Source organism: Flavobacterium sp. N502536 (assembly GCF_025947345.1).
Classification (GTDB): domain Bacteria; phylum Bacteroidota; class Bacteroidia; order Flavobacteriales; family Flavobacteriaceae; genus Flavobacterium.
The window spans coordinates 3,105,836-3,128,211 of record NZ_CP110011.1 but is presented as its reverse complement, the minus strand read 5'-3'; the positions used below and the strand labels follow the sequence as shown (position 1 = coordinate 3,128,211).

Genomic DNA, 22,376 nt, shown 5'->3' with positions numbered 1-22,376 from the left:
AATAAATCCCGCTCATTGAGCGGGATTTATTTTTTGTTTTTTGGACCTTTGTAGCTAGTAGATGGCTTTAACCAAGATCGTTTATTGGGCTTACATTCCTCAACATAATCAATCTGTTTTGCAGAAGGAATTCTGAAAGTAAAGCATGCTTCACCATTAAAATTTGTAAAAGAAAAATCTCCTAAAGATATTATATCCATACCTATCAACATTTCGGTGTTTCCAGATAAAACAGCTTCAATTACTTTAACACCAATAACATTAATACCGTTTGGCAAATATACATTAACTAAATAAGTATTAACTTGATCCGATCCACCAGCATGATTAGATGTAACTTTACCTGTGGGTTTTAGACCTAAATCGATAGCAACTTTTGATGTAATAACTGTTCCTGTTGCTCCAGTATCCCATATAGCTTCATAATTATTAATTACGGGTCTAACCAAAGGATTATTAATATCAACAGCATCAGAAACTCCACATTGAGTTTTCAATTGATTCATTCTGCCTTTTCCCTTTAATGTAAACGCTTTACTATTATTAACCATGAAGCACTACTCTTGAATGATATGTTTCTGTATAATCATTGTTTCCTGGAGAACATTTTTGAATTAAAAAAGTGCCTATCTCATGACTCTTTCTTGTTTCAACTAAAGCTTGCACTTCAGTATCATATTCACCAATAATATCTTCACCTATGATAACAATAATTTTACCAGCATATTTCTTAAGAAGTTCATCTTGATTGTCTAAATAATATTGAAATTCTTTCTCTAACATAATATGTGTTCTTAAAACTAGTGTGCAAAAATATAGTTATTTATATATAAAGATACAATATTTTAAAAATAATTGCAATTCTATATAGATTTCATTTCTGATACTCAATACAGATTTGCTATCTGTAATACAAATCTATCATCAATATTTTAATTTTCAATAGGTATAAATACCCTTTTTTAACTGTTAGCAAAAAATGATTCTTCAAATATATATCAATATCGAAAATATTTGTTTAGTAGCTTATTAAATACGTTAGGTAACTGTACATACTTGTTCAATTCTTAAAACCGTCCTTACTCGGACGGTTTTTCTTTTTCTACAGATTCATCTTCATTAACAACTTCTTCTGTGTTGTCTATTTTATTTTCTACAATTGTTTCCTGATTTTCTTTTACAGTAGTAAAACTTTCTTGAATGTGATTAGAAAGTGTTTTCATGATATCTTTGTTTGAAGTTATATAGTATATATAATTAAACAATTATCCCGTTGTGTATTAGAAGATTTTCATTTGGTACACTGGGTATATTAATATCTAAATTAAATAAAAGGTTAATATATATTTTTAATAACCAAAAAAGCATCTTATATTTGCACTCGCAATCAGCAAATGATCGCGACATACTGGAGAAATGGCAGAGCGGTCGAATGCGGCAGTCTTGAAAACTGTTGACTGTAACAGGTCCGGGGGTTCGAATCCCTCTTTCTCCGCAAAAGACAAAACCCTCAACATTGTTGAGGGTTTTGTTGTTTTATACTACAATGGTTTCCTGATACTTTACAAAAGATATACGTTGCGGTAATGTATTATATCCCTACCGTTGAAACCGCAGCCAATATCTGTAATACTATTACATAATCTCTAACTCTTTTACCAGATCTATCTTCGTTCCATTTTGTTTCAGGTCATAAAGCATAGCCGTACACAAACAGTTTTTCCTGTCCTTATTCATCAATATGGGGCAGTTTACACATGATTTACAATTTTCCCAGAATGTTTCGTCTGAAGTCAGTTCGAAGTAAGTAACGGGTTCAAAACCGAGTTCGTGGTTCATTTTCATTACAGCAAGATCAGTAGTTAGGCTGAATATACGAGCATCGGGATATTTCTGTCAGCTGAGCTCAAAAATTTTTATTTTAATCCTTTTGGCAAGTCCGGTATGTCTGAATTCTGGAGCTATAATTAATCTCGAATTAGAGACATATCTCGATTCGGTTACAAACTTGAAAATCACAACCAACCATTAAATTATCTTCGTACCAAATACCCAAAAATCATTTGGTGCTTCATTTCCCAAGCAAAAAAATAGCGCAATGTACTGAGGTAATAAAATGACACACAATCCAACTTAAGTAATTCATTGTTCCTCTCATCAAGATCCTAAACAGCGGTTCGCTACTCTGGAGAAAAACAGAGGAAACGATCTCACTTTAAAATATTCAATGTTCTACAAAAAAGTAGTCAGCGAACCCAAAAAGAAAAAATTATCATTCACAGCAAATTAATTTAAAATCATAAATCATGGTAGCAAAGAAAACAAAATTGAAGAAGACAAAAAGAGTATCGGCAAAAAAATTATGCAGTAGTGTAATTACTCGAGAGGGCGTTAAAAAAGACGGAACGCTTAAAAAGGGTTATCGCTATGTTAAAGGTGGTAAAGTTGTGAAGGCGAAAGCAAAAAAATAGTTTTTGATTTGGTTGATTGGAAAAGCCGTGTTGCAGAGATGTGATGCGGTTTTTTTGTTTAGTTTTTATATTGAATTACTTGTTTATAATAGTTAATAATTATGTGGATAATTAAGTACTTGCAGTACCTTTTAGACCAAGTTAATCCGCTTCTTTTTTCTTATATTTGACAACATTGTCAAGAAAACAAAATCAAGATGCAAGTAGAAAATTTTGGAGAATATATCAGGCATTTAAGAGAAAAATCAGAAATGCCATTACGAAAATTAGCAGCCATTTTAGATATTGATCAAAGTACTTTAAGCAAGCTTGAGCGTGGTGAACGTCCAGTGAATAGACAGATGCTACCGATAGTTGCAAAAACTTTTAATGTTGATGAGAAACAGTTAGTTATAATGTTTATGAGTAAGCAACTTGCGTGTCAATTAGCAGGTGAAAAATATGCTAAAGATATTCTTCATGCAGCTGAAGAGCAAATTAATAATCAAATTAAAAAGAAAAATTAATGAGTTCAGAAAATAGAAAACAAAGATTATCAAATCTAATCTCAGAATATACTGAATTTAAAGAAAAAGGTAAACTTGATTTGACATCTGAGGAAACAATTCGAACTTGGTTAAATCAATTTCTCGAAATATTTGGTTGGGATGTGAGAGATACTTCTCAAATTTTGCAGGAGAAAGTTTTATCAAAAGCAGAAAAAGAGCAACTAACCTCTATTGGATCAACTAATACACGCCCTGATTATACATTTAAAATAGCAAAGCAGAAATTAACATTTCTAGATGCTAAAGATATTAGTGTAAACATCAAAAATGATGTTGACTCAGCATTTCAAATTAAATCTTACGGTTGGTCAATTCTCGCTCCATGCGCTTTTATTTCAAATTTTGAAGAATTCGCAATTTATGACTGTACTTATACTCCAGTGAGAGGACAAAATGCCAATTTTGGTTGTTTATATTTTAGTTTGGATAATTATTTGGGCAACTTTGAAACTTTAGAAAAACATCTTTTAAAAGAAAATGTATATAAAGGAGTTCTTGCTGAAATCTATTCTTCAACATTAAAAGATAATAGATATATTGAGAAAATTACACCAGACTTAAAATTTGCAAAAGAACTATCAGAATTTCGCTTAGCGTTAGCTGCAGATATTCTAGAAAATAATCCTGACTATATTCAGAACAATGCTACTAATTTAAGCTACATAACACAGGTAATTATTAATAGAGTTCTTTTTATAAGAGTTTGCGAAGCAAGAAAGATTGAAGAAGATGGATTGTTAAATATGTTTAAAGGAAATGGATTCTGGAGGGAATTTAAACATTCATCCTATTTTAATTTTTATGATCACTATGATGGACCGTTGTTTGACAGAATTAATGAAATACACCAACTTAATATATCAGATTCGGTTTTTGATATTTTGCTTCAGCATTTATATTATCCTTCACCATATCGTTTTGATGTTATACCAACTAAACTCCTTAGTGATATTTATGAAATATTTCTTTCTAGAAAACTTTTAATTGAAGATTCGGTTGTAAAAGACGAAATCAAAAGTGAGTATACAAAAACTAAAGGAGCTGTCAGCACACCTCAATATATTGTTCAGGAAATTATTCGAAGAACAATTTTAAAATCACATTTGCAGAGAGATGGAATTGAAAATATATTTTCCAAAAAAATTCTTGATATAGCTTGTGGTAGCGGAGTTTTTGCTATTGAAGCTTACGATTATATTGAAGATAATTTCAAAGAATTGTTTATAGCTACTGGTCATCCTGAATTTATACAATACTTTCATGTCACAGAAACAGAGACAATAGTTAATTTGTCAGGTAAAAAAGCTATTCTCGACAATTGTATTTTTGGGGTGGATATAGATGCAGAAGCAGTAGAGGTTACTAAAATGTCATTATCTCTAAAAATAATAGATTCATCTGAACATCCTGAATCTTATAATGAGATTGGTCTTTTTGGAAGTAAAATTCTTCATGGAATTGGTAATAATATTAGATGCGGAAACTCTTTAGTTGAATCCGATATATTGGATTTATTCCCGGATATTGAAAATAATCAAGAAGAATTGTTGAGGACAAATATTTTTGATTGGGACAGCGAACATGGATTTAGTGAGATATTCCGTCAAAAAGGTGGATTTGATTATATTATTGGAAATCCGCCATATGTTGAAGTGAAGAATTATAATACTGACCTGCCATTCATGCATCAATACATTAAGGAAAAATTTCCTTCTGCAAAAAATGGAAAAATTGATCTTGCGATACCTTTTATTGAGTTGTCAGTCAAGTTGCTAAATCCAAGTGGACGGCTTGGCTTTATTATTCAGAAAAGATTTTTTAAAACTGATTATGGGAAAAAAATAAGAGAAATAATTTCTGGATTAAGTTATCTTTCTTCGGTAATTGATTTTGATACAACTGCTATTTTTAAAGATAGGATTACATATGTAACAATATTAATACTTGACAGATTGGCTCCTGACCATTTCAGTTATAAATTATTTAAAGATAAACCAGAAACTTTACAGTTCGAACTTAGAGAGGTTGCAACACCAGATATAGCAGCAGAGGAATATACTTTGTTACCCTCTAATTCATTATCAGGAAACGCATGGAATTTCGGAGATAATGATCTCATAGCTATACGTGCAAAACTTTTAGAACTAGGGTGTCTTGGTGATTATGCTGTTGTGAGAGTTGGTATACAATCATTATGGAATGATGCTTATCATATTCGCCCAATATCATTAGCAAATGGTATCCTTACCGGTAAAACCCATTTGGAAGATTCATTTGAAATTGAGTTGGACGCTTGTTGTGCACTTTTGCCAAATGAGCATTTCTATTCCTTTAGAGATGATACTCCTGAAACGTATTGTATTTTTCCTTATGTAATTGAAAATGGAGTTTCGACAGAAATCCCTTTTACACTTTTTAATGAACGATTTCCACTAGCGGGAGCTTATTTACTTAGAAATAAAGAGCAAATACAGCTTAAAGTAGAGACTTTTCTTGGTGAACGCTGGCATTGTTATACAAGAGCAAATAATATTGCTAGGAATTTCCCAAAAATATATATACCAATGACAGCTCAGGATACTTTTGGAGCTATAACTTATTCTGAAAGACATTATTGTGACAATGCTAATGTAAATTATATAGAGCTTCCTCAAATTAATGAAATAAATTTACAGGCGATGGCGGCAATTATTAATTCAACCATTTTCTCTGTTTTGGCCAGATCGATTGCGAATCCCCAAACAAATGGTTATTTCAAATTCAATAAGCAGTTCCTTGAACCTGTGCCATTTCCCGTTGGAAATTTTACCAATAATGCAGCTTTAAAAGCCCAGCTTGCTCGTTCAGTCATGAGAATCTCAACAATGCAAATTCAACATAGCACTTCTTCTCCTTCACAAAAAAGAGGAATAGAAACCCTTCTGAATAGAGAATGGAATACCATAGATGATTTATGTTATGAGCTTTATGAATTATCTCAAGAGGAAAAAGATTTTTTTAGAGAGAGAAATAGAAACATTAACCGAATACAAATTCTTCATTCTTAGTCATGAATAAAGATTTTATAAATATAATTAAGAAATTTAGTGAAAATGAGACGACTCTTAATAAAATACTTGTCTCATTATTCGTTAAATCAAATGCAATTAAAATTGAGAAAAATATTTTAATTAGAGATTTGTTGCTTACTGAAAATTCAGAAGTATTTTCAGAACCATTATCATTGCAATTGCAAAGTTTTTCTTTTGATGATCTGATTGAAGCATTCGAATTGGCGATTCCATCAGTAGAAAAAATAATAAATGGAGCTGTTTACACGCCAAACTTTATAAAATCTTTCATTGTTGAAAATGCGTTGAGTAAAACAGATAAAAATCAAGATAAACTTTTATCTGGTGATGTTTCATGCGGGTGTGGTGCATTCCTTTTTACATTGGCTAACAAAATACACTATTCAACAAAAAAGTCTTTCAATAAGATATTTAGGGATAATATTTTTGGGCTAGATATTAGTGAAACTAGTATTCGAAGAACAGAAATATTACTTACGCTTTTAGCACTTTCAAATGGTGAGGATCAAGAAAAATTTGAATTTAATTTGTATTGTGGAAATGCATTGTCATTTGATTGGTTCACATCATGCAACAGGATTAAAAACAATGAAGGGTTTGATATAATTATTGGAAATCCACCCTATGTACGAGCTAAAAATCTTGATGAAGGGACAAAAAAAATGCTCTCCGATTGGGCTGTAACAAAATCAGGAAATCCTGATTTATACATTCCTTTCTTTGAAATTGGTTTGAAATATCTCAATGTAAATGGAATTTTAGGATATATTACTGTAAATTCTTTCTTTAAAAGTGTCAATGCACGACAGCTTAGAAAATATTTTGAGGAAAAGAAATATGATATAAGTATTATTGATTTTGGTGATGAAAAAATATTTGATAAAATATCGGCTTACACCTGTATCTGCTTCATCACAAAAAAAGAAAGTGATACTATTGCTTATAAAAAAGAATCAGCAAAGTCACTAACAAAAAATGGACTTACATCATTCAACCATATTTCATTCAACGATCTTAATTATCATAAAGGATGGCTACTTAATAATAAAATAATAGTAGAAAATATCAGACGTATTGAATCAACAGGTAAAACACTAGGTGATTTATATACCATCAAAAACGGGATTGCAACTCTTAGTAATGATATTTACATTTTCAAGCCAGTTTCAGAAACCAAAAAACATTATCTCTTGATTCGAAATAATAAAGAATATCAAATTGAAAAAAGCATTTGTAGGGATATTATTAAGCCCAATATTTTGAAATTTGAGCATGAAATAGAAACCGTTAAAGAAAAATTAATTTACCCTTATACTAACGGGATTTCTCCACTTTCTCTAATGAAAGAAGAGTATCTAAAGAATAATTTTCCGAAAGCATATGATTATCTGTTAGATCATAAAGTAGATCTCCATAAAAGGGATAAAGGGAATGGCAATTATGGAGAGTGGTATGCATTTGGAAGAACACAGGCACTCAGTGATAAAGGTTATAAATTGCTTTTCCCATATATGGCAAAAAAACCATATTTTGTATTTACCGATCAGAAGGAAATGATGTTATATTGTGGATATGCAATATTTAATGATTCGGTAAAAGAACTCAAAATTCTAAAACGTATCTTAGAATCTAAGGTGTTTGAATATTACATTGCAAATACTAGTAAGCCATATTCATCAGGCTATTTATCGTATGGTAAAAATTATGTCAAGAATTTTGGTATTTGCGAGTTAAATGAACAGGACAAATATTTTTTATCAAACGGAGCAACTAAAGAGGAAGTGGATGATTTTTTAGTAAAAAAATATAGAATTAAAATCTAACCCCAAAATTTTGAAACATCTAACGATAACATTTAAAATATGAAAATTACGAAGATTAAAATTATAAATTATCGTTTGTTACAGGATTTTGAGTTAGATCTTGAAAAAAACTTATCACTTGTAATAGGAAAAAATAATTGTGGTAAAACTTCTCTTTTATCGGTATTAGATAAATTTCTTAGCGATAAATCGAATACCAAAGATTTTACATGTGATGATTTTAATATTGATTTCCAAAAGCAGCTAAAAAAAATTATTGAATCTGATGAAAATATTGAAATTCCGTTTTTAGGAATTTCATTAAAACTATTTATTGTCTATGATGAAACTGATGATCTTTCAAATTTGAGTAAAGTAATTATGGATCTTGATCCTGACAACAAAACTGTTGTATTAGGATTTGAATATTCATTAAATCCTGATGATCTTCCTAAATTAAAAGCTGCATTCAAAGAGTTTCAAAAAGAGCAAATTTCAAAGATTAATAAATATTTTAATGAAAAAGAAAAGGACTCAACAACTCCTGAACAAAAAGTTTTATTTGAAAACCAGAAAAAACAAAAAGTAAGCTCTTTATTTTATGACTTTTTCAAAAAGTATCAGAAAACATATTTTAAGTCATCAAGAAAAACCATTCTTTTCAATATTGAAGCTAATGTTGAAGATGATAGTAATTTTATTGACTTGACCACTGAGAACATTCAACTAGATAAAATTATTAATCTGAAGATAATAAATGCGCGAAGAGATGTTTCAAATAAAGACACCGATAAGACACTTTCCTTATTATCTTCAAAGTATTATGAAAAAAGAGAAGGTCTTGAAAATAAATCTGAAGCAATTCAAAAGTTTAAAGACACTCTAACCGAAACCGATGCACAACTTGACGAGGTTTATGGGAGACTATTTAAAAGCATTATACAAAAAGTAGAAATGTTTGGAGGGATTAAAAAGGGTGATTCCATAATTAAAGTTATTTCAACCTTACAACATAAAGAGCTTCTAAAAGGGAATACAACAGTAATGTATGATCATAACGATGAACATTCATTACCGGAACATTATAATGGTCTGGGCTATATGAATCTAATAGGAATTATATTTGAGATAGAAGTCCTACTTACTGATTTTAGAAAGAATAATAAAGAAAATGAAAAACCATCCGATATCAATTTGTTGTTTATTGAGGAGCCAGAAGCCCACACGCATCCCCAAATGCAATATGTTTTTATAAAAAACATAAAAAACATTTTGAAAGAAGCAAGCAAAGGTGAAGCAGGAGTTAATCACTCATTTGATTTACAGACAATAATTACAACACATTCATCACATATTACCGCCGACAGTGACTTTGATGATATTAAATATTTTTCCAAAGAAACTGAAAACAAGGTTATTGCTAAGAACCTAAAAGATCTAAGGAAAGAATATTCAGAAGATTCCACACAATATGATTTCTTAAAGCAATATTTGACTATTAACAGGACAGAATTGTTTTTTGCTGATAAAGTAGTCTTAATCGAAGGCGATACAGAAAGATTATTGCTAGCAACAATGATGAAAAAACTAGATATAGAAAATAAAAGTGATATAGATTTACCTTTGCTATCTCAAAATATATCTGTAATTGAAGTGGGGGCACATTCTCAAATATTTGAAAAATTAATTCATTTTTTAAATATTAAAACAGTTATTATAACTGATATAGATACTTATAAACTAGAGCAGTCAAAAGACAGGTTCGGTAATTTCAGAGAGAATACGGATGGTACACCTAAAATGATCCGGACAAAATCTAGAGTTGCTGATGCTGCAGATTATGGTAATAACGCAATTAGACTTTTTTTTAATGAAATTACTTTTGATGCTTTAAAATTACTAAAAACCAACGAGACAATTTGTAGTAAAATTGAGGGTAAATGGGAATTGGACAAAAATGGGAATGTCTATATTGCATTTCAGTCTATTGAAGGGACTTACCATGCAAGGAGCTATGAAGATGCATTCATATCATTAAATTTGGATTTTATTAAAAACAATATTGATAAATTTAAGGGACTGAAAAATATTGATGATATCAATGACTATGATTCATATGACATTGCAGAGAACTGTATTTTGAAAAAAACTTCCTTTGCATTAGACATTTTATTTGCAAGTGATGAATCTTATACTAACTGGCAAATTCCATCTTATATAAAAGAAAGCTTATTATGGTTGAGGAAATAAAATTAGAGAAAGAGGTCGAAACTATCTTTGAGTATATTACCAAAGGGAAAAATTTTTTATTAAGTGGAGGAGCTGGAAGTGGGAAAACATACTCTCTGGTACAAGTAATAAAGAAGGCAATTGAAGATAATCCCACTTCGAAAATTGCCTGTATGACATACACGAATGCAGCTGTAAAAGAAATAGAGGAAAGAGTAAACCATCCTAATTTAAGTGTCACAACTATTCACGATTTTCTATGGGATAATATCAAACTATATCAGAGTGAGCTAAAGGCTGGTTTAATACAATTAATAAATACTGAAGATTCAAAAATTAAAAGCCCTACTGGAGGTATCGTCAACGTACACTACTTTAAAGATATTAGTGAAGGTATTCAATATAAAGAATGGACAAAAATTCAAGATGGGATTATTTCTCATGATGATGTACTTGAACTATCAAATCATCTTTTTAAAACATATAGATTATTATCTGATATTCTGAAAGATAAATATAAATTCATATTCATTGATGAATATCAAGATACCCATCCACTTGTGATAGAGATCTTTTTGGTGCATTTAAAGCAAAGTAAAAAGAAAAATATTATTGGTTTTTTTGGGGATTCAATGCAGGCAATTTATGATGATGGAGTTGGCGATTTAAAAAAATATATTTTAGATTCATCAATAGTAGAAGTCCAAAAAAAACAAAATCGTAGAAATCCGATGACAGTAATTGACTTAGCAAATAGACTGCGTACTGATGGATTGAAACAAGAACCTTCTGAAGATATTACTGCTCCAAATATGGAAGGAACAGCTATAAAACAAGGCAAAATAAAGTTTATATATTCGAAAAATCCTGATTTAGAAAAACATAAAGTAAAAATTGGTTGGAAATCTGACGACACTAAAGAAACAAAGGAATTGAACTTGACACACAATTTGATAGCTCCAAAGGCTGGTTTTGGAGATCTCATGGAAATATATGATCGCGATAAAATTTTAGATTACAAGAAGAGAGTTACAGATTATATAAAGGATAATAATATTACAAAAGATTTTTCTGCGTATACATTTGGTCAAGTTTGCAAAGAATTAAGTATAACGCCAACACCAGCACAACAAGAGTTCATCGATGCTAATTCTATATTGTTTATTTATGCTTCAAATTCTAATTTCGAAATTTTAAAAAGAACCTATCTTAATAAAGATTCTCTTATCGATGATAAAAAACAGGATGAAAAAGATGAAAGTAGAAAAGGATCTAAAAGAGATAACCTGATTAAACATCTTTTTAAAATTCAGCGTAATATTCATTTTTATAAGACAAAACAATATAATGAGTTTTTAAGACGTACGGAATATCAAGTAAGATCTGTCAAAGATAAAATAAACATTAAAAAGATAATTGAAGAATTAGATGAGATGTCGCAACAAACAATTGCCACAGTTATTGATTTTGCAGATCAAAAAGGACTTTGCAGAAAGGATGATAAATACTCTAAATTTATTAATGAATATCCGTATATTTTTGAAAGAGTAAAGCAAGTGAAATTTGAGCAGTTCCAAAATTTGTTTTATTATCTAGAAGGATTTACTCCGTTTTCAACACAACATAAAATTAAAGGTGCTGAATTTAAAAATGTACTAGTTGTACTTGATAATGGTGGATGGAATAATTATAATTTTGAATACCTATTAAACCCAAGCATATATAGTACATTAACAGCTGCGAAAAAGAAATCTCATCCCGGAATTTTATCCCGTACTCAAAAAATTTTCTATGTTTGTTGTACTAGAGCAAAAGACAATCTTATTATTTTCTATTATAATCCAGATGCTCAAATTATTAAACAAGCTGTAAATTGGTTTGGAAGTGAAAATATAGTTAATCTTGATTTGATAAGTTGATTTTTTGTTTTTATTTCTGAAAAAAATTAGGGGTAGACTCCCTCAAAATATTGTTCGATAGATTTTCTAAAACGAGTATCTACTTGAGCGGGTGTATTTCTTATATAACTTAATGCTATTTGTTTTTCATTATTTGGTAAATCATCAATAAAAGCTGTTACATTTTGTAAGCTGAACTGTCTTCCTATGATATCGGTAAAACGTGGCGAGAAATCTGACCAGAGTATTGCATCGAAACCTTTGTCTTCATTCCACAAACGAAGTATTTCAATAATAAAGGAATTTGCGGGTCTAACCTGTTGAGTATTATTTGTGAAATCTATGAAGCCAATATTATCAATATTGGGAGTGTTTTCCCTATTGCGAAGATTCTCCCTTGCTGCTTCAAAAGTATTATGTGACGAAATTGCATATAGAACAGTGACAGAATCGAAGCCGGGTTTAAGAACCAAGGTTAGTCTATTATCTCCAGATATTCGCGCAAACTCTATTGGTAATGATGGGCCACCATAAAACCAATCACCTGTAATTTGTAAATTCCTTGGATCCCAGTACAATGAGCCCCAAACTAATATTGCTATTTTCATGATTGAATAACCTATTTTTTATAAAATTAATAATTCATCGTTGGGAGGGAATTTGCCAGTTATTACTGCTTGACCTGGCTGATTAGGAAATTCAACAACAATATTCGAAAATACACCAGGTGCTAACTGGCTAATATTAGCTGTAAAACCATCTTTACCATTTGGTTGCATTTGGATATAGTGATTACCTCTTTGATACATATATCTATCATTAACAGTAATAACTTCAATTTTACCATCCGGGTGTGTGAAATTTAAAGAATAGGTTGCCGGTTCCATTGATATTGTACCTATGGGTACTTTGAAATTAAATTGGAAGCCTGAGGGTAACCAATCTTCCATTCGTTCTTCTCTTATATATGGGAAAAAGAAATGATTGATATTTGATGAGCCTGTTTTCACATTTGTCACAACCGATGGTTGGTGAAATAAAACAGATGAAATTGGTTTATCAGGAAACTCGATAAAATATTCATCTAGCCATTCTTTACATTTTGCAACTGAAGCCAACGGTGAGAGATGTATAAATAGAAAATTTTTAACAAATTCATCTTCGGTTGCTGAGTGTTTTGAAAGATTAGAGCAGGCATCTTGAATCTTGCTTAACAAATTGTCATTTTCGTTCGGGTGATAAACACTACTCAATACAAAAGTGTATGAATTGTATTTAGGGTGAAGTAGACCATCAGCTGCGATATGGGGACTAATAATAACAATCCATTCAGGAACGTCTGTACATAAAGCAGAAAATGGATCTGTTGCATTTTTTTTTATTTTAAAAATATTGTCGAGATGAGAATGAAGCAATTTCCATTTTGCTTCACTCGGATATTGACTTGGACAATCGATCCAAATTGTTACGGGATGGTATTTGTATTTTTTCAGAAGTTTGACTATTAATTCTTCTGTTTTAGTTGCCCATTTTACAAATGTTTCTTCATGTTTAGATTGACCATAATTTTTAATTGATAATCGTATTGTTTGACCAGAAGGAGTTAATGACATTAATGCATCATAACCCGGTTGGTTTGTTTTTGCAGGAACAGTAACATGATTGTCTCCATTTAATAGATATATGCTAAAAACTTCTGCAAATGCACCAAGATAATTATTTCGCTCTGCTGATTTCATCAGTTTAACTTGATTACGAAGCCAATTAGAATCTATAGTAGACAATTCATCAATAGCAGTCCCAAGCGAGAAAATTTCATTTGAGGATAAAATATCACTTCTTTTCCATAGGGCTCTAAGAGGATGATAATTGTTTTTGTTTAACCATTCCTCAGATATTAAATCTATAAAACGTTTAAATGAATTATCAATTTCCTGTTCAGGAATCCCTGAAATTGGTTGGCGTTTTTTATAAAATTCCATACATTAAAAATTCATTATTTTTCTTTTAAAAGGCTTTAGAAAGATAAGAAAAACCAAATCATTTATAATGTTTTTTCTTCCAAATTGATTTTATATTCTAAAACTATTTCAATAATTGAACATCTAAATTTTCACTATTTTTTGATTGTAATTTTATTTCTTTATATTTGTCTTATAAGATTTCAAAATTTGCAACTCAAAATAGAGGGGCAAAAGCGAGACCCTAAAATAGGAAAAAAATATATAATCCTTATATATAAAAGCATTAGAGAAGGAGTACAAATCCCTCTTTCTCCGCAAAAGACAAAACCCTCAACATTGTTGAGGGTTTTGTTGTTTTATACCGGAATGATTTCTTCAAGTTTTAAAAAAATATATCCCGAAATTTTACTATGTTCCTGTCGTCAAAAACACAGGTAATGTCTTTAATAGCTGTTAATCATTAAAAGTGATGAAACCGACAAACTCTCCAAGGATGCTACTTTAGAATTTTGACTTTTTTAATCATTTTTATTTCCAGTTTTTTCATCAAAATATACTTTTCCATAATTTATTTTTTCAGTTGCATCTCTGAAACCGTTATAATAATCAGCTATCCATTCCTCATTTCGATAGATAAAGGATAAAAACTCCCGTTCGTATCTGTGCGGAGTAAAAATTTGAAGATTATCTCCTTCATTGGGTTGATAATCAAAATCAAAACAATTTCTATTATTTAGATCGGCAAGCATTTTTTCAGTTGTCAAATCTTCTGATAAAACATCGAGAGGAAAAATCATCATTCCATCCATCATACACTGACTATCACCAACATATTTTTCTAATGTCCAGGTAAACTCATTGCGCAATTTTTTAAATCGTCGGGATTTTTTGTTATGTACAATTGTATTTATACCATTTGGAACACAAGTACAAAGTTTAATTTCTTTTCCGGTTTCGCACATAAATTTTTAGTACTAAAATAGTTTATCTTTCTGTTTACTGTTATGATCAAATATTAAAACTAAGGAAGCGACAGATATTCTTTGTATTCAATTTTATTGTCGCTATTTTTATAAAAGACATAACGGTTTTCACCTCCCTGAAAAAACATATTTATTTTTAGAGTATCCTGCAAAATCCAAGTATAGGTCACATCTGCATCCGCAGCTTTCCATTCATGATTTTTCTGCGGTAATTTTTTCAATAAACTCTCTTTTAAGTAATCCGGTGATTCCTCATAAAATATTTCATATGCGTTATTGAATGTGTTTTCATTGCATACACATGTTTTATTAAGAGGATCGTCATATCTTGAAATGCCATTGTCATTTTCTTTGCATTTAAAAAGTAATTCTTTAGGGTTTTCTTTCTTCTTTAAAAAATGCATATAATTTCCCGAATACCAAACCAACAAATCATCTCCAAACACATATATTTTATGAAACGGAACGGCACATTTTGTGGTGATAACGCCTTTAAAGTCTAATATATTAACATTAAATAAATTGTAGAATTTGTCACTTAAAATTTCCATTTCATCTTTTATTGAATGACCATAAAAATGCCCTTGTATATGATATTCCAGATTATGAATACTATCAATTTCAAATGATGTATCGCAAGTTCCTTCATTCAGGGTAAATTCACTGTCACCTAATTCAAAATTATAATTTTTAGAATTATCCCCAATTGAAGCATTTTCAAGTTCCCATTTGCCTTTAATCTTTTGCAAATTAAAACCTTTGTAATTTTCATCTTTTACTAAAAGATATTTTGAACTATCACTTTTTACATCTATAAATTTACTCTCCTCTTTTTGATTTTTACAACTTGTAACGATTGCGAATGTTATTAATAATAGTAATGTTTTTTTAATCATTTTTATTTTCAGTTTTTTCATCAAAATATACTTTTCCATGATTTATTTTTTCAGTTGCATCTCTGAAACCGTTATAATAGTCAGCAATCCATTCCCCATTTCGATAGATAAAAGATAAAAACTGTCTCGAATACTTTTCAGGGGTAAAAATTTGAAGATTATCACCTTCATTGGGTTGATAATCAAAATCAAAACAATTTCTATTATTTAGATCTGCAAGCATTTTTTCAGTTGTCAAATCTTCTGATAAAATATCGAGTGGAAAAATTATCATACCATCCATCATGCAATTACTAAAACCCACATATTTTCGTAATGTCCAGGTGAATTCTTTAGGCAAATTTTTAAATCTACGGGATTTTTTATTGTGTACAATTCTATTCATCCCGTTTGGAACGCAAGTACAAAGCTTAATTTCTTTTCCAGTTTCGCACATAAATTTTACTCTTAGAAACAGTTTATTCTTTTACTATATTTTCTAATATTTCCCGAATTGTTTTTAATGCTTCTGTTGAAGTTTCACGAATGATCATTTTATTTTTCTTGTCTTTAATAAGCGCTGTAAATAAATTATCCTCAGTATTAATATCAACGATTGTTCCGCCATATTTCAATGTGGTTTCTGCGATTGCCATTGGCAAATTTGTCGCTCCTGAAGTTCCTACAATAAACAGAACCCCTGAATTTTTAGCAATTTTTAAAGAACTGAATTTTTTATTTGTTTTTTCATCATAATACTCGTCAAACCATAAAATATTTGGTCTCATCCAGCTGCCGCATTCTTTGCACTTTAGCAATTCGATATCTTTATCTGTTAAATCTTCATCTATGTCTTTGCCTTGAATTTCAGCAGGCAAATTTTCTATTCCTTTACATCCATTCGAACATTTAATTTCTCTGGTTTTTCCATGTACTTCATAGATTCTTTCGTTACCGGCACGTCGGTGCAGATTGTCTATGTTTTGAGTTATTAAATGAAATCTGTCTTGTAAAAGATTTTCAATTGCAACTATCTCATGATGGCTTTCATTGGCCTGAGCATTTTCAAACATCTTTTTTCTAAACAGTGAGTATTGCCAAACCTCTTCGGGATTTTCTTTGAAATATTTAAATGTTCCAAACTCCTCTGGTTTATGAAATTTAGTTCCTTTTATCCAAATACCATCTACTCCTCTGTAAGTTGGTATACCGCTTTCTGCGGAAATTCCTGCACCCGTTAAAAATGTAAATAGATTTCTGTTTTGTTTCTGATAAACTTGCCTTATAATTTCAGTAAGTTGTTCCTTCATATTCTGTATACTATTCTTTTTTATTACAATTTACTTTTCAGTAAAACTAGCAAATTTTGTCTATCATTTCCTAGATATTAAAATTGTGATTATGAAATGGAATTTGAAATTTAAATTATTTAGATCGTGGTAATGTATTGTATCCCTAAGATTGAAACCCCAGTCAATATTTGTAGAACTATTACATAATCTCTAGATCTTTTACCAGATCTATCTTAGTTCCATTTTGTTTGGGGTCATAAAGCATAGCCGTACACAAACAGTTTTTCCTGTCCTTATTCATCAAAATCGGGCAGTTTACACATGATTTACAATTTTCCCAGAATGTCTCGTCTGAAGTTAGTTCGGAGTAAGTGACGGGTTCAAAACCGAGTTCATGATTCATTTTCATTACAGCAAGACCAGTAGTTAGGCTGAATATACGGGCATCGGGATATTTCTGTCGGCTAAGCTCAAAAATTTTTCTTTTAATCCTTTTAGCAAGTCCGGTATGTCGGAATTCTGGAGCTACAATTAATCCCGAATTAGAGACATAGTTGCCATTTTCCCAGGAAGAGATAAAAGAAAAGCCTGCCCATCTCCCATCTGATGCAAAAGCGATGACAGCTTCTCCTTTTTTCATTTTTGTTTCCAGCAGCTCGGGAGAGCGTCCGGAAATTCCGGTTCCGCGAGCTATGGCTGATGCAAGTGTTACTTCACAAATTTGTTTTATCCAAAAGGTATGAATAGGTCGGGCTTTTTCAATAATAAAATCACCGGATTCCTCTGCCTCTTTTAGCGGTAAAAATACTGTTTGGGTTGGTAAGGGTTTCGAAAGCATAAAGCTTCTCTCCGTAGGGCCTATTTTACATGCTATGGTTCTCATATGATTTGGTGTAACTCCTATTTCTTACTGTCCTTGTTATTTTAGGAGATGGAGACACAATGCATAATATTCAAATTACATACCAATAGATTTTCACTATATCTAAACCGCAACAAAACCTATAAAAATCAGCACATTACACTTAAAACAGCTATTTTAACTGTAAAAAAAACGCCTCAAAATGATACGATTTTATCATTTTGAGACTGCCGTTCGAAGAGTATGGTCCTCGGCCATTTTTATGTAAAAACAAAAGAAGTAAAACTCATCGTTGTCGAGAGCTTTACTTCTTTTAATATCTTAATTAAAATATGTTTTATACGATTTGCGAAATCATCAAAAGTGCAATAAAGAATACTATAGAAAACACCATTAGGTTGATGACTCTGTCTTTTTGTTTGATGCCTTTGTTTGATATCCCCAGTTTTTCGATGTTCTTCTTTCTTATTTTATCTGCTTTCATCTCTTTTATTTTACGGTGTTTTACATTTATCTATACTATTCTGAGCAAATCCGGAAAACTCTTTTCGTTTTCAAACTTAATCTTATGGTGATGCTTTATACCTTAAAATTATGGTCTCGATTTCCCCTTTAGATACAATTGGTGTGCCAAAACAACTCAACATGAAACAAAACACTAATAACCAATAAGTTAAAATTTTTACTTAATTTTCAACTTGCTAATTCCTATCAAAATGATAAGTTCAACGATGCAAAATGAAAGGGATAATTGTTTTTAAATCAAAGCCAGTAGAAGTCTCAAAAAACTTTAAAAACCAAAAGCCTTTAAACTCCGATGTCTAAAGGCTTTTGTTTGATATGCTTTTACTTCTGTCACGTTTTCTAATCCAATAATATGATTTAACGGGGCAAATCCTTATTGTTTTGTGCGATTGGAATTAATTTCCGAACGCTTCTGTTTAGGAGACTTCTTGTCGATTTTTTCTTGATCTCATAAGCCTTGGTACATTTTTCAAGCTCAGTATACAATAGCTGAAATTTATCATATAGAGCATCCAGTTCTTCCATAGCTTTTCGCGTTCTGGCATCTTCGGCCTCTTCAATTTTATTTTTATAAACAGTAGAAAGATGTTCGAATTTATGAAAAGCGGTCAGCAAGATCCGATGCTCTTTAGAATTTATTCCTTGCATAATAACATTACTATTTGACTAAAATTTAAAAAATATTAAGGGTTAAAACGTAATAATGGGTCCGAATCAGCATAGGCTTTAGGCAAAGTCAGTAATCGCAATTCTGCAGCTTTCATTTTACCGGTATTTCCCGAGATGTTTGTCAATGCTGCACTTAACAGAATTTCTGACCGATTGCCTAAAGGAAAAACTTCTAATCCCTGAAATTCATCTGTATAAATATTGGGATCTATTCCTTTAGAATACCCCCCTTCATGTCTGGAATTAAACAACTTATAAATAGACGGATATAATACCCAACCTTTACTTCCGGGAATCCGATCATCTTCTATTGGAAATCCTGCCACATCTTTCCCAAAAGTTTTTCCGCCTAAAGCAATTACATTCATGTAAGGTTTCAGATTATTGATTATAAGCTCTGATGCAGATGCGGTGCGGCTTCCACACAATATATATATTCTGTTTATTGACGGATGGACACCACGCAAAGCATCAAAACTTATTTTTGACTCATTACTTTTTAAGGCTTGCTCAAATGATTGATCGACATTGCCCCCGTTAGCATTTCCTTCAAATTTTATAAAAAGATCAGTTGCTTTAATATTTGGAGCCAGGATAATGCTCAGCGCGGTCGCAGATGCAATATCTCCTCCTCCATTGTATCTTAAATCCAAGACAAGTTCAGTAATCGATTTGTTTTTTAGTTCCTGAAAGATTTGTAAAAATTGTTGTGCTTGGCCGACATCAAAATGTGGAATTTCAACATAACCAATCTTAGCATTTTTATCCGAAATAACCTGATATGGAATGGGCTGAGAAAAACTAAATCCCTGCAATACTGAAATTTCTTTTGGATTCGAAAAACCGGATTTTGAAGAAAATGAAACCGTCTCCAGATTTAATTTTGCTGCACCTACCATATTTTTATACAATTGCTCATAGTTTCCTGCGTTCACAACTGTTCCATCGATTTTAGTGATCAACTGACCTCTTTGCAAACCACTGTTTTTGGCCGGAGAACCTGCCAATGTATATAGTATTACACCATAATATTTTCCTTCAAATTCGACAAAAGACACATCAAAACCAAAGCTCCGTCTGAGACTTTGTGGTGCAGTGTCGGGCAATGCAGGATGAACAGCATAAGAATAAACATCCTCTTTTTGTAATAATTTTTTAAAATACTCCTTAGAGTTTAAAGTTAAATTACCCTGAGCCGGCATTGATGTATTCCAACGATAATACTTTTTCATTTGATCGTACATCCATTCATTTACATACTCATTAGAGTCTTTATTGTAAATTATTGGTGTATCATCACTTTCACAGGAAAGGATTAAAAAAGAAAGCAAAAGAAAAATAAATATTCGACTGTAATAGGAGTATTTCATTTTTTAATTTTTAATTCCAAAAAAATATTGACTCTTCAACCCTGCCCGTTCACTCCTTAAAAAGTAAAGTAATCGGCTAAATTGATGACGCCTCCCACACCGGAGAATTTACCATTTACATCTTGTTCTTCTTCAAGAATAATTAGTTTTGATTTATTGTTTGTCATGGTCATCGCCACAATAACTTTTTGTCCTGCAACATAAGATTCCTTTGTGCCGTGTTTTACAAGTTCCATTTTTAAGGCTGCCGGTGTACTGAATGGAAATTCGATAAAATCACTTGGAGCGTCTTTGCTGATATTTTTTACAATCCCTAAAACCTGACCATTGCTTTTTGTAATAATACCATCCAACGCGCCCTTATAGGTACTGCCTGAATATTTATTGAGTGATGGAAATATAAACTTAAAACCCGCATATCCAGTTTGGCTCAATGTGCCTGGTTTTAAAAAGGAAACATCGTCTATCCATAAATTTTCTTTAGCGTAGAAATATAGAGAACTAACAGGTGTCCGGTTTGTAAAAAGGTAAGTTCCCAAGATCTGACTCGTTTTTTTATTGGTGACTACCAACGTTTTTACCTCATCATTAAAAAAAACAAAGTCATGCTCTTTTTCTATTTTTTTTACGAAAGCTGTATTGTTTTTTTCGTTTCCTATTTCAATCAATTTGCCATTTACGGTCATTTGAATGGAATCGCTTAAAGCGTTATAACCGTGTATAACGATTTTACCAATTTCTCTTTTTCTCTGATCGTAATAAGGCGTTAGCTCATCATTAGCACAGGCACCCAAAAGTGCGAGTACAACAGAAAGGAAAAATGCTTTTGCAATCTTATTTTTCATATGCTATTTTTTAGTAAGGCAGCAATTTTAATACAGGAATAAAACCTACTGCCCTTTTTTACTTTTTAATAAATTTTATTGTTTGCGAATTTGTATCGTTAGTTAGTAACAGAAAATAGAAGCCCTGAGGTAAATCGGCTACAGAAATATTTTGGTTATTGTAATTTACTTCCTTAACCAGATTGCCTGCTGCATTATAAATTTTCAATGCGGTTTTATTGTCTTTAAATTGATCTGCCAATTGCAATTCTAAATTTTCTCTAACAGGGTTTTCTGCAAGAAATGAACGGTTTTTATCCAATATATGATCCCCTATTCCTAAATTTCCTCCTGCTACAATTGAAATTTTATCTATTTCAAAACCTATGAAATTCAGATTTTCGTCTGCTACATTGGATACGGCTAGGTATACCACCGATTCGCCGGCATATTGAGAAATATCGACACTGTAGTCCTTAAATTCTGCTTCAAGTTCTGTTTGTCTTTGTAATTTAAGGGTACTCAAAAGTGTAAATGTATCAGGGTCTTTTGAAGTAGATCCGTATACTAATAGATCCTGATTAGTATCATAAATACTGGTTTGTGCATTTAGAACCACCTGTATTTTTTTGCCGGAATGTTGTGCTAAATTTATTGCTGGTGTAATAGCCCAGTTCTCCACTAAACGAACTACTGTGCTTAAATCATCCAGATTCATTAGGTAGTTTCCTAAAATACTGTGTTCTCCATCTACTATCGCGCTTCCGCTTTCATCAAGGTTTATATTTTTTCTGGCAATCCAGTTTATTCCGTCTTCGTCCCTGTCCAGTAATGTCCAGCCAGCTAAATCTGCATCATCAAAATTATCTTCCCAAACGGTAACCTGAGCTGATGAAACTGCAGAAACAAAAGCAAGCACAAATAAAAGTATAGTTTTTTTCATTTTTTTATGTATTAAAAACATGGGCAGAAATATTCTGCCCATGTATAATT

General features: G+C 31.2%; 22 protein-coding genes and 1 tRNA gene. 7 read left to right on the top strand and 16 right to left on the bottom strand.

Annotated elements, in window-relative coordinates; all coding sequences use genetic code 11:
• Positions 1-26: 26 nt before the first annotated feature.
• The 3 genes from OLM61_RS13200 to OLM61_RS13190 all read right to left on the bottom strand — a co-directional run bounded on the left by OLM61_RS13200 (position 27) and on the right by OLM61_RS13190 (position 1,223).
• Positions 27-551 (bottom strand): retroviral-like aspartic protease family protein, encoded by a 525-nt coding sequence (locus OLM61_RS13200; RefSeq protein WP_264523115.1) that lies wholly within the window; start codon positions 549-551, stop codon positions 27-29.
• Positions 544-783, bottom strand: coding sequence for a hypothetical protein (locus tag OLM61_RS13195; protein ID WP_264523114.1), 240 nt, complete (start codon positions 781-783; stop codon positions 544-546). The genes OLM61_RS13200 and OLM61_RS13195 overlap by 8 nt, the downstream gene beginning before the upstream one ends.
• A 296-nt stretch (positions 784-1,079) precedes the next feature.
• On the bottom strand, positions 1,080-1,223 hold the full coding sequence (locus OLM61_RS13190; protein ID WP_230000237.1) for a hypothetical protein: 144 nt from the start codon (positions 1,221-1,223) through the stop codon (positions 1,080-1,082).
• A gap of 187 nt (positions 1,224-1,410) precedes the next feature.
• On the opposite strand from OLM61_RS13190, the gene OLM61_RS13185 reads away from it, so the two are divergent.
• Positions 1,411-1,495 (top strand) — tRNA-Ser (locus tag OLM61_RS13185).
• A gap of 140 nt (positions 1,496-1,635) precedes the next feature.
• Here OLM61_RS13185 and OLM61_RS20980 read toward each other — a convergent pair.
• A complete protein-coding gene (locus OLM61_RS20980) occupies positions 1,636-1,839 on the bottom strand; it encodes a hypothetical protein (RefSeq protein WP_413614359.1) in 204 nt (67 codons plus the stop codon).
• A gap of 467 nt (positions 1,840-2,306) precedes the next feature.
• Between OLM61_RS20980 and OLM61_RS13175 the strand changes: the two genes are divergently transcribed.
• The 6 genes from OLM61_RS13175 (at position 2,307) to OLM61_RS13150 (ending at position 12,040) form a co-directional block, all read left to right on the top strand.
• Positions 2,307-2,471: a hypothetical protein gene (locus tag OLM61_RS13175; protein ID WP_264523113.1), complete on the top strand. Its 165-nt coding sequence runs from the start codon at positions 2,307-2,309 to the stop codon at positions 2,469-2,471.
• Positions 2,472-2,668: 197 nt separating this feature from the next.
• The gene (locus OLM61_RS13170; RefSeq protein ID WP_264523112.1) at positions 2,669-2,977 is read left to right on the top strand and encodes a helix-turn-helix domain-containing protein; all 309 of its coding nucleotides are present in this window, start codon (positions 2,669-2,671) and stop codon (positions 2,975-2,977) included.
• The gene (locus OLM61_RS13165; RefSeq protein ID WP_264523111.1) at positions 2,977-6,066 is read left to right on the top strand and encodes an SAM-dependent methyltransferase; all 3,090 of its coding nucleotides are present in this window, start codon (positions 2,977-2,979) and stop codon (positions 6,064-6,066) included. Before OLM61_RS13170 ends, OLM61_RS13165 begins: the two co-directional genes overlap by 1 nt.
• Positions 6,067-6,068: 2 nt before the next feature.
• On the top strand, positions 6,069-7,913 hold the full coding sequence (locus OLM61_RS13160) for an Eco57I restriction-modification methylase domain-containing protein (RefSeq protein ID WP_264523110.1): 1,845 nt from the start codon (positions 6,069-6,071) through the stop codon (positions 7,911-7,913).
• A gap of 39 nt (positions 7,914-7,952) precedes the next feature.
• Positions 7,953-10,142 carry an AAA family ATPase gene (locus OLM61_RS13155; RefSeq protein ID WP_264523109.1) on the top strand — a complete coding sequence of 730 codons (2,190 nt, stop codon included), beginning with the start codon at positions 7,953-7,955 and terminating at the stop codon, positions 10,140-10,142.
• Positions 10,127-12,040, top strand: a complete 1,914-nt coding sequence (locus OLM61_RS13150) for a UvrD-helicase domain-containing protein (protein ID WP_264523108.1) — start codon at positions 10,127-10,129, stop codon at positions 12,038-12,040. The genes OLM61_RS13155 and OLM61_RS13150 overlap by 16 nt, the downstream gene beginning before the upstream one ends.
• Before the next feature lie 26 nt (positions 12,041-12,066).
• Here the strand turns inward: OLM61_RS13150 and OLM61_RS13145 are convergent, their stop codons facing one another.
• From OLM61_RS13145 to OLM61_RS13090, 12 genes are all read right to left on the bottom strand, one after another.
• Positions 12,067-12,627 (bottom strand): hypothetical protein, encoded by a 561-nt coding sequence (locus OLM61_RS13145; protein WP_264523107.1) that lies wholly within the window; start codon positions 12,625-12,627, stop codon positions 12,067-12,069.
• 18 nt (positions 12,628-12,645) lie between these two features.
• Positions 12,646-14,001 (bottom strand): hypothetical protein, encoded by a 1,356-nt coding sequence (locus OLM61_RS13140; protein WP_264523106.1) that lies wholly within the window; start codon positions 13,999-14,001, stop codon positions 12,646-12,648.
• A 500-nt stretch (positions 14,002-14,501) separates the two neighbouring features.
• Positions 14,502-14,849 carry a hypothetical protein gene (locus OLM61_RS13135; protein WP_264523105.1) on the bottom strand — a complete coding sequence of 116 codons (348 nt, stop codon included), beginning with the start codon at positions 14,847-14,849 and terminating at the stop codon, positions 14,502-14,504.
• 155 nt (positions 14,850-15,004) lie between these two features.
• Positions 15,005-15,901: a hypothetical protein gene (locus OLM61_RS13130; RefSeq protein WP_264523104.1), complete on the bottom strand. Its 897-nt coding sequence runs from the start codon at positions 15,899-15,901 to the stop codon at positions 15,005-15,007.
• A complete protein-coding gene (locus tag OLM61_RS13125) occupies positions 15,855-16,247 on the bottom strand; it encodes a hypothetical protein (protein WP_264523103.1) in 393 nt (130 codons plus the stop codon). Before OLM61_RS13125 ends, OLM61_RS13130 begins: the two co-directional genes overlap by 47 nt.
• 73 nt (positions 16,248-16,320) lie before the next feature.
• A complete protein-coding gene (locus OLM61_RS13120) occupies positions 16,321-17,151 on the bottom strand; it encodes an SIR2 family NAD-dependent protein deacylase (protein WP_264523102.1) in 831 nt (276 codons plus the stop codon).
• 181 nt (positions 17,152-17,332) lie between these two features.
• Positions 17,333-18,016, bottom strand: coding sequence for a GNAT family N-acetyltransferase (locus OLM61_RS13115; protein ID WP_264523101.1), 684 nt, complete (start codon positions 18,014-18,016; stop codon positions 17,333-17,335).
• Between the two features lie 316 nt (positions 18,017-18,332).
• On the bottom strand, positions 18,333-18,479 hold the full coding sequence (locus OLM61_RS13110; RefSeq protein WP_264523100.1) for a hypothetical protein: 147 nt from the start codon (positions 18,477-18,479) through the stop codon (positions 18,333-18,335).
• Between the two features lie 398 nt (positions 18,480-18,877).
• Complete coding sequence (locus OLM61_RS13105; RefSeq protein WP_264523099.1) at positions 18,878-19,168, bottom strand: hypothetical protein; 291 nt, start codon at positions 19,166-19,168, stop codon at positions 18,878-18,880.
• A gap of 35 nt (positions 19,169-19,203) precedes the next feature.
• A complete protein-coding gene (locus OLM61_RS13100) occupies positions 19,204-20,559 on the bottom strand; it encodes a S41 family peptidase (RefSeq protein ID WP_264523098.1) in 1,356 nt (451 codons plus the stop codon).
• Positions 20,560-20,615: 56 nt separating this feature from the next.
• Positions 20,616-21,404 carry a hypothetical protein gene (locus OLM61_RS13095; protein WP_264523097.1) on the bottom strand — a complete coding sequence of 263 codons (789 nt, stop codon included), beginning with the start codon at positions 21,402-21,404 and terminating at the stop codon, positions 20,616-20,618.
• A gap of 58 nt (positions 21,405-21,462) precedes the next feature.
• A complete protein-coding gene (locus tag OLM61_RS13090) occupies positions 21,463-22,326 on the bottom strand; it encodes a T9SS-dependent choice-of-anchor J family protein (RefSeq protein ID WP_264523096.1) in 864 nt (287 codons plus the stop codon).
• Between the last annotated feature and the right edge of the window lie 50 nt (positions 22,327-22,376).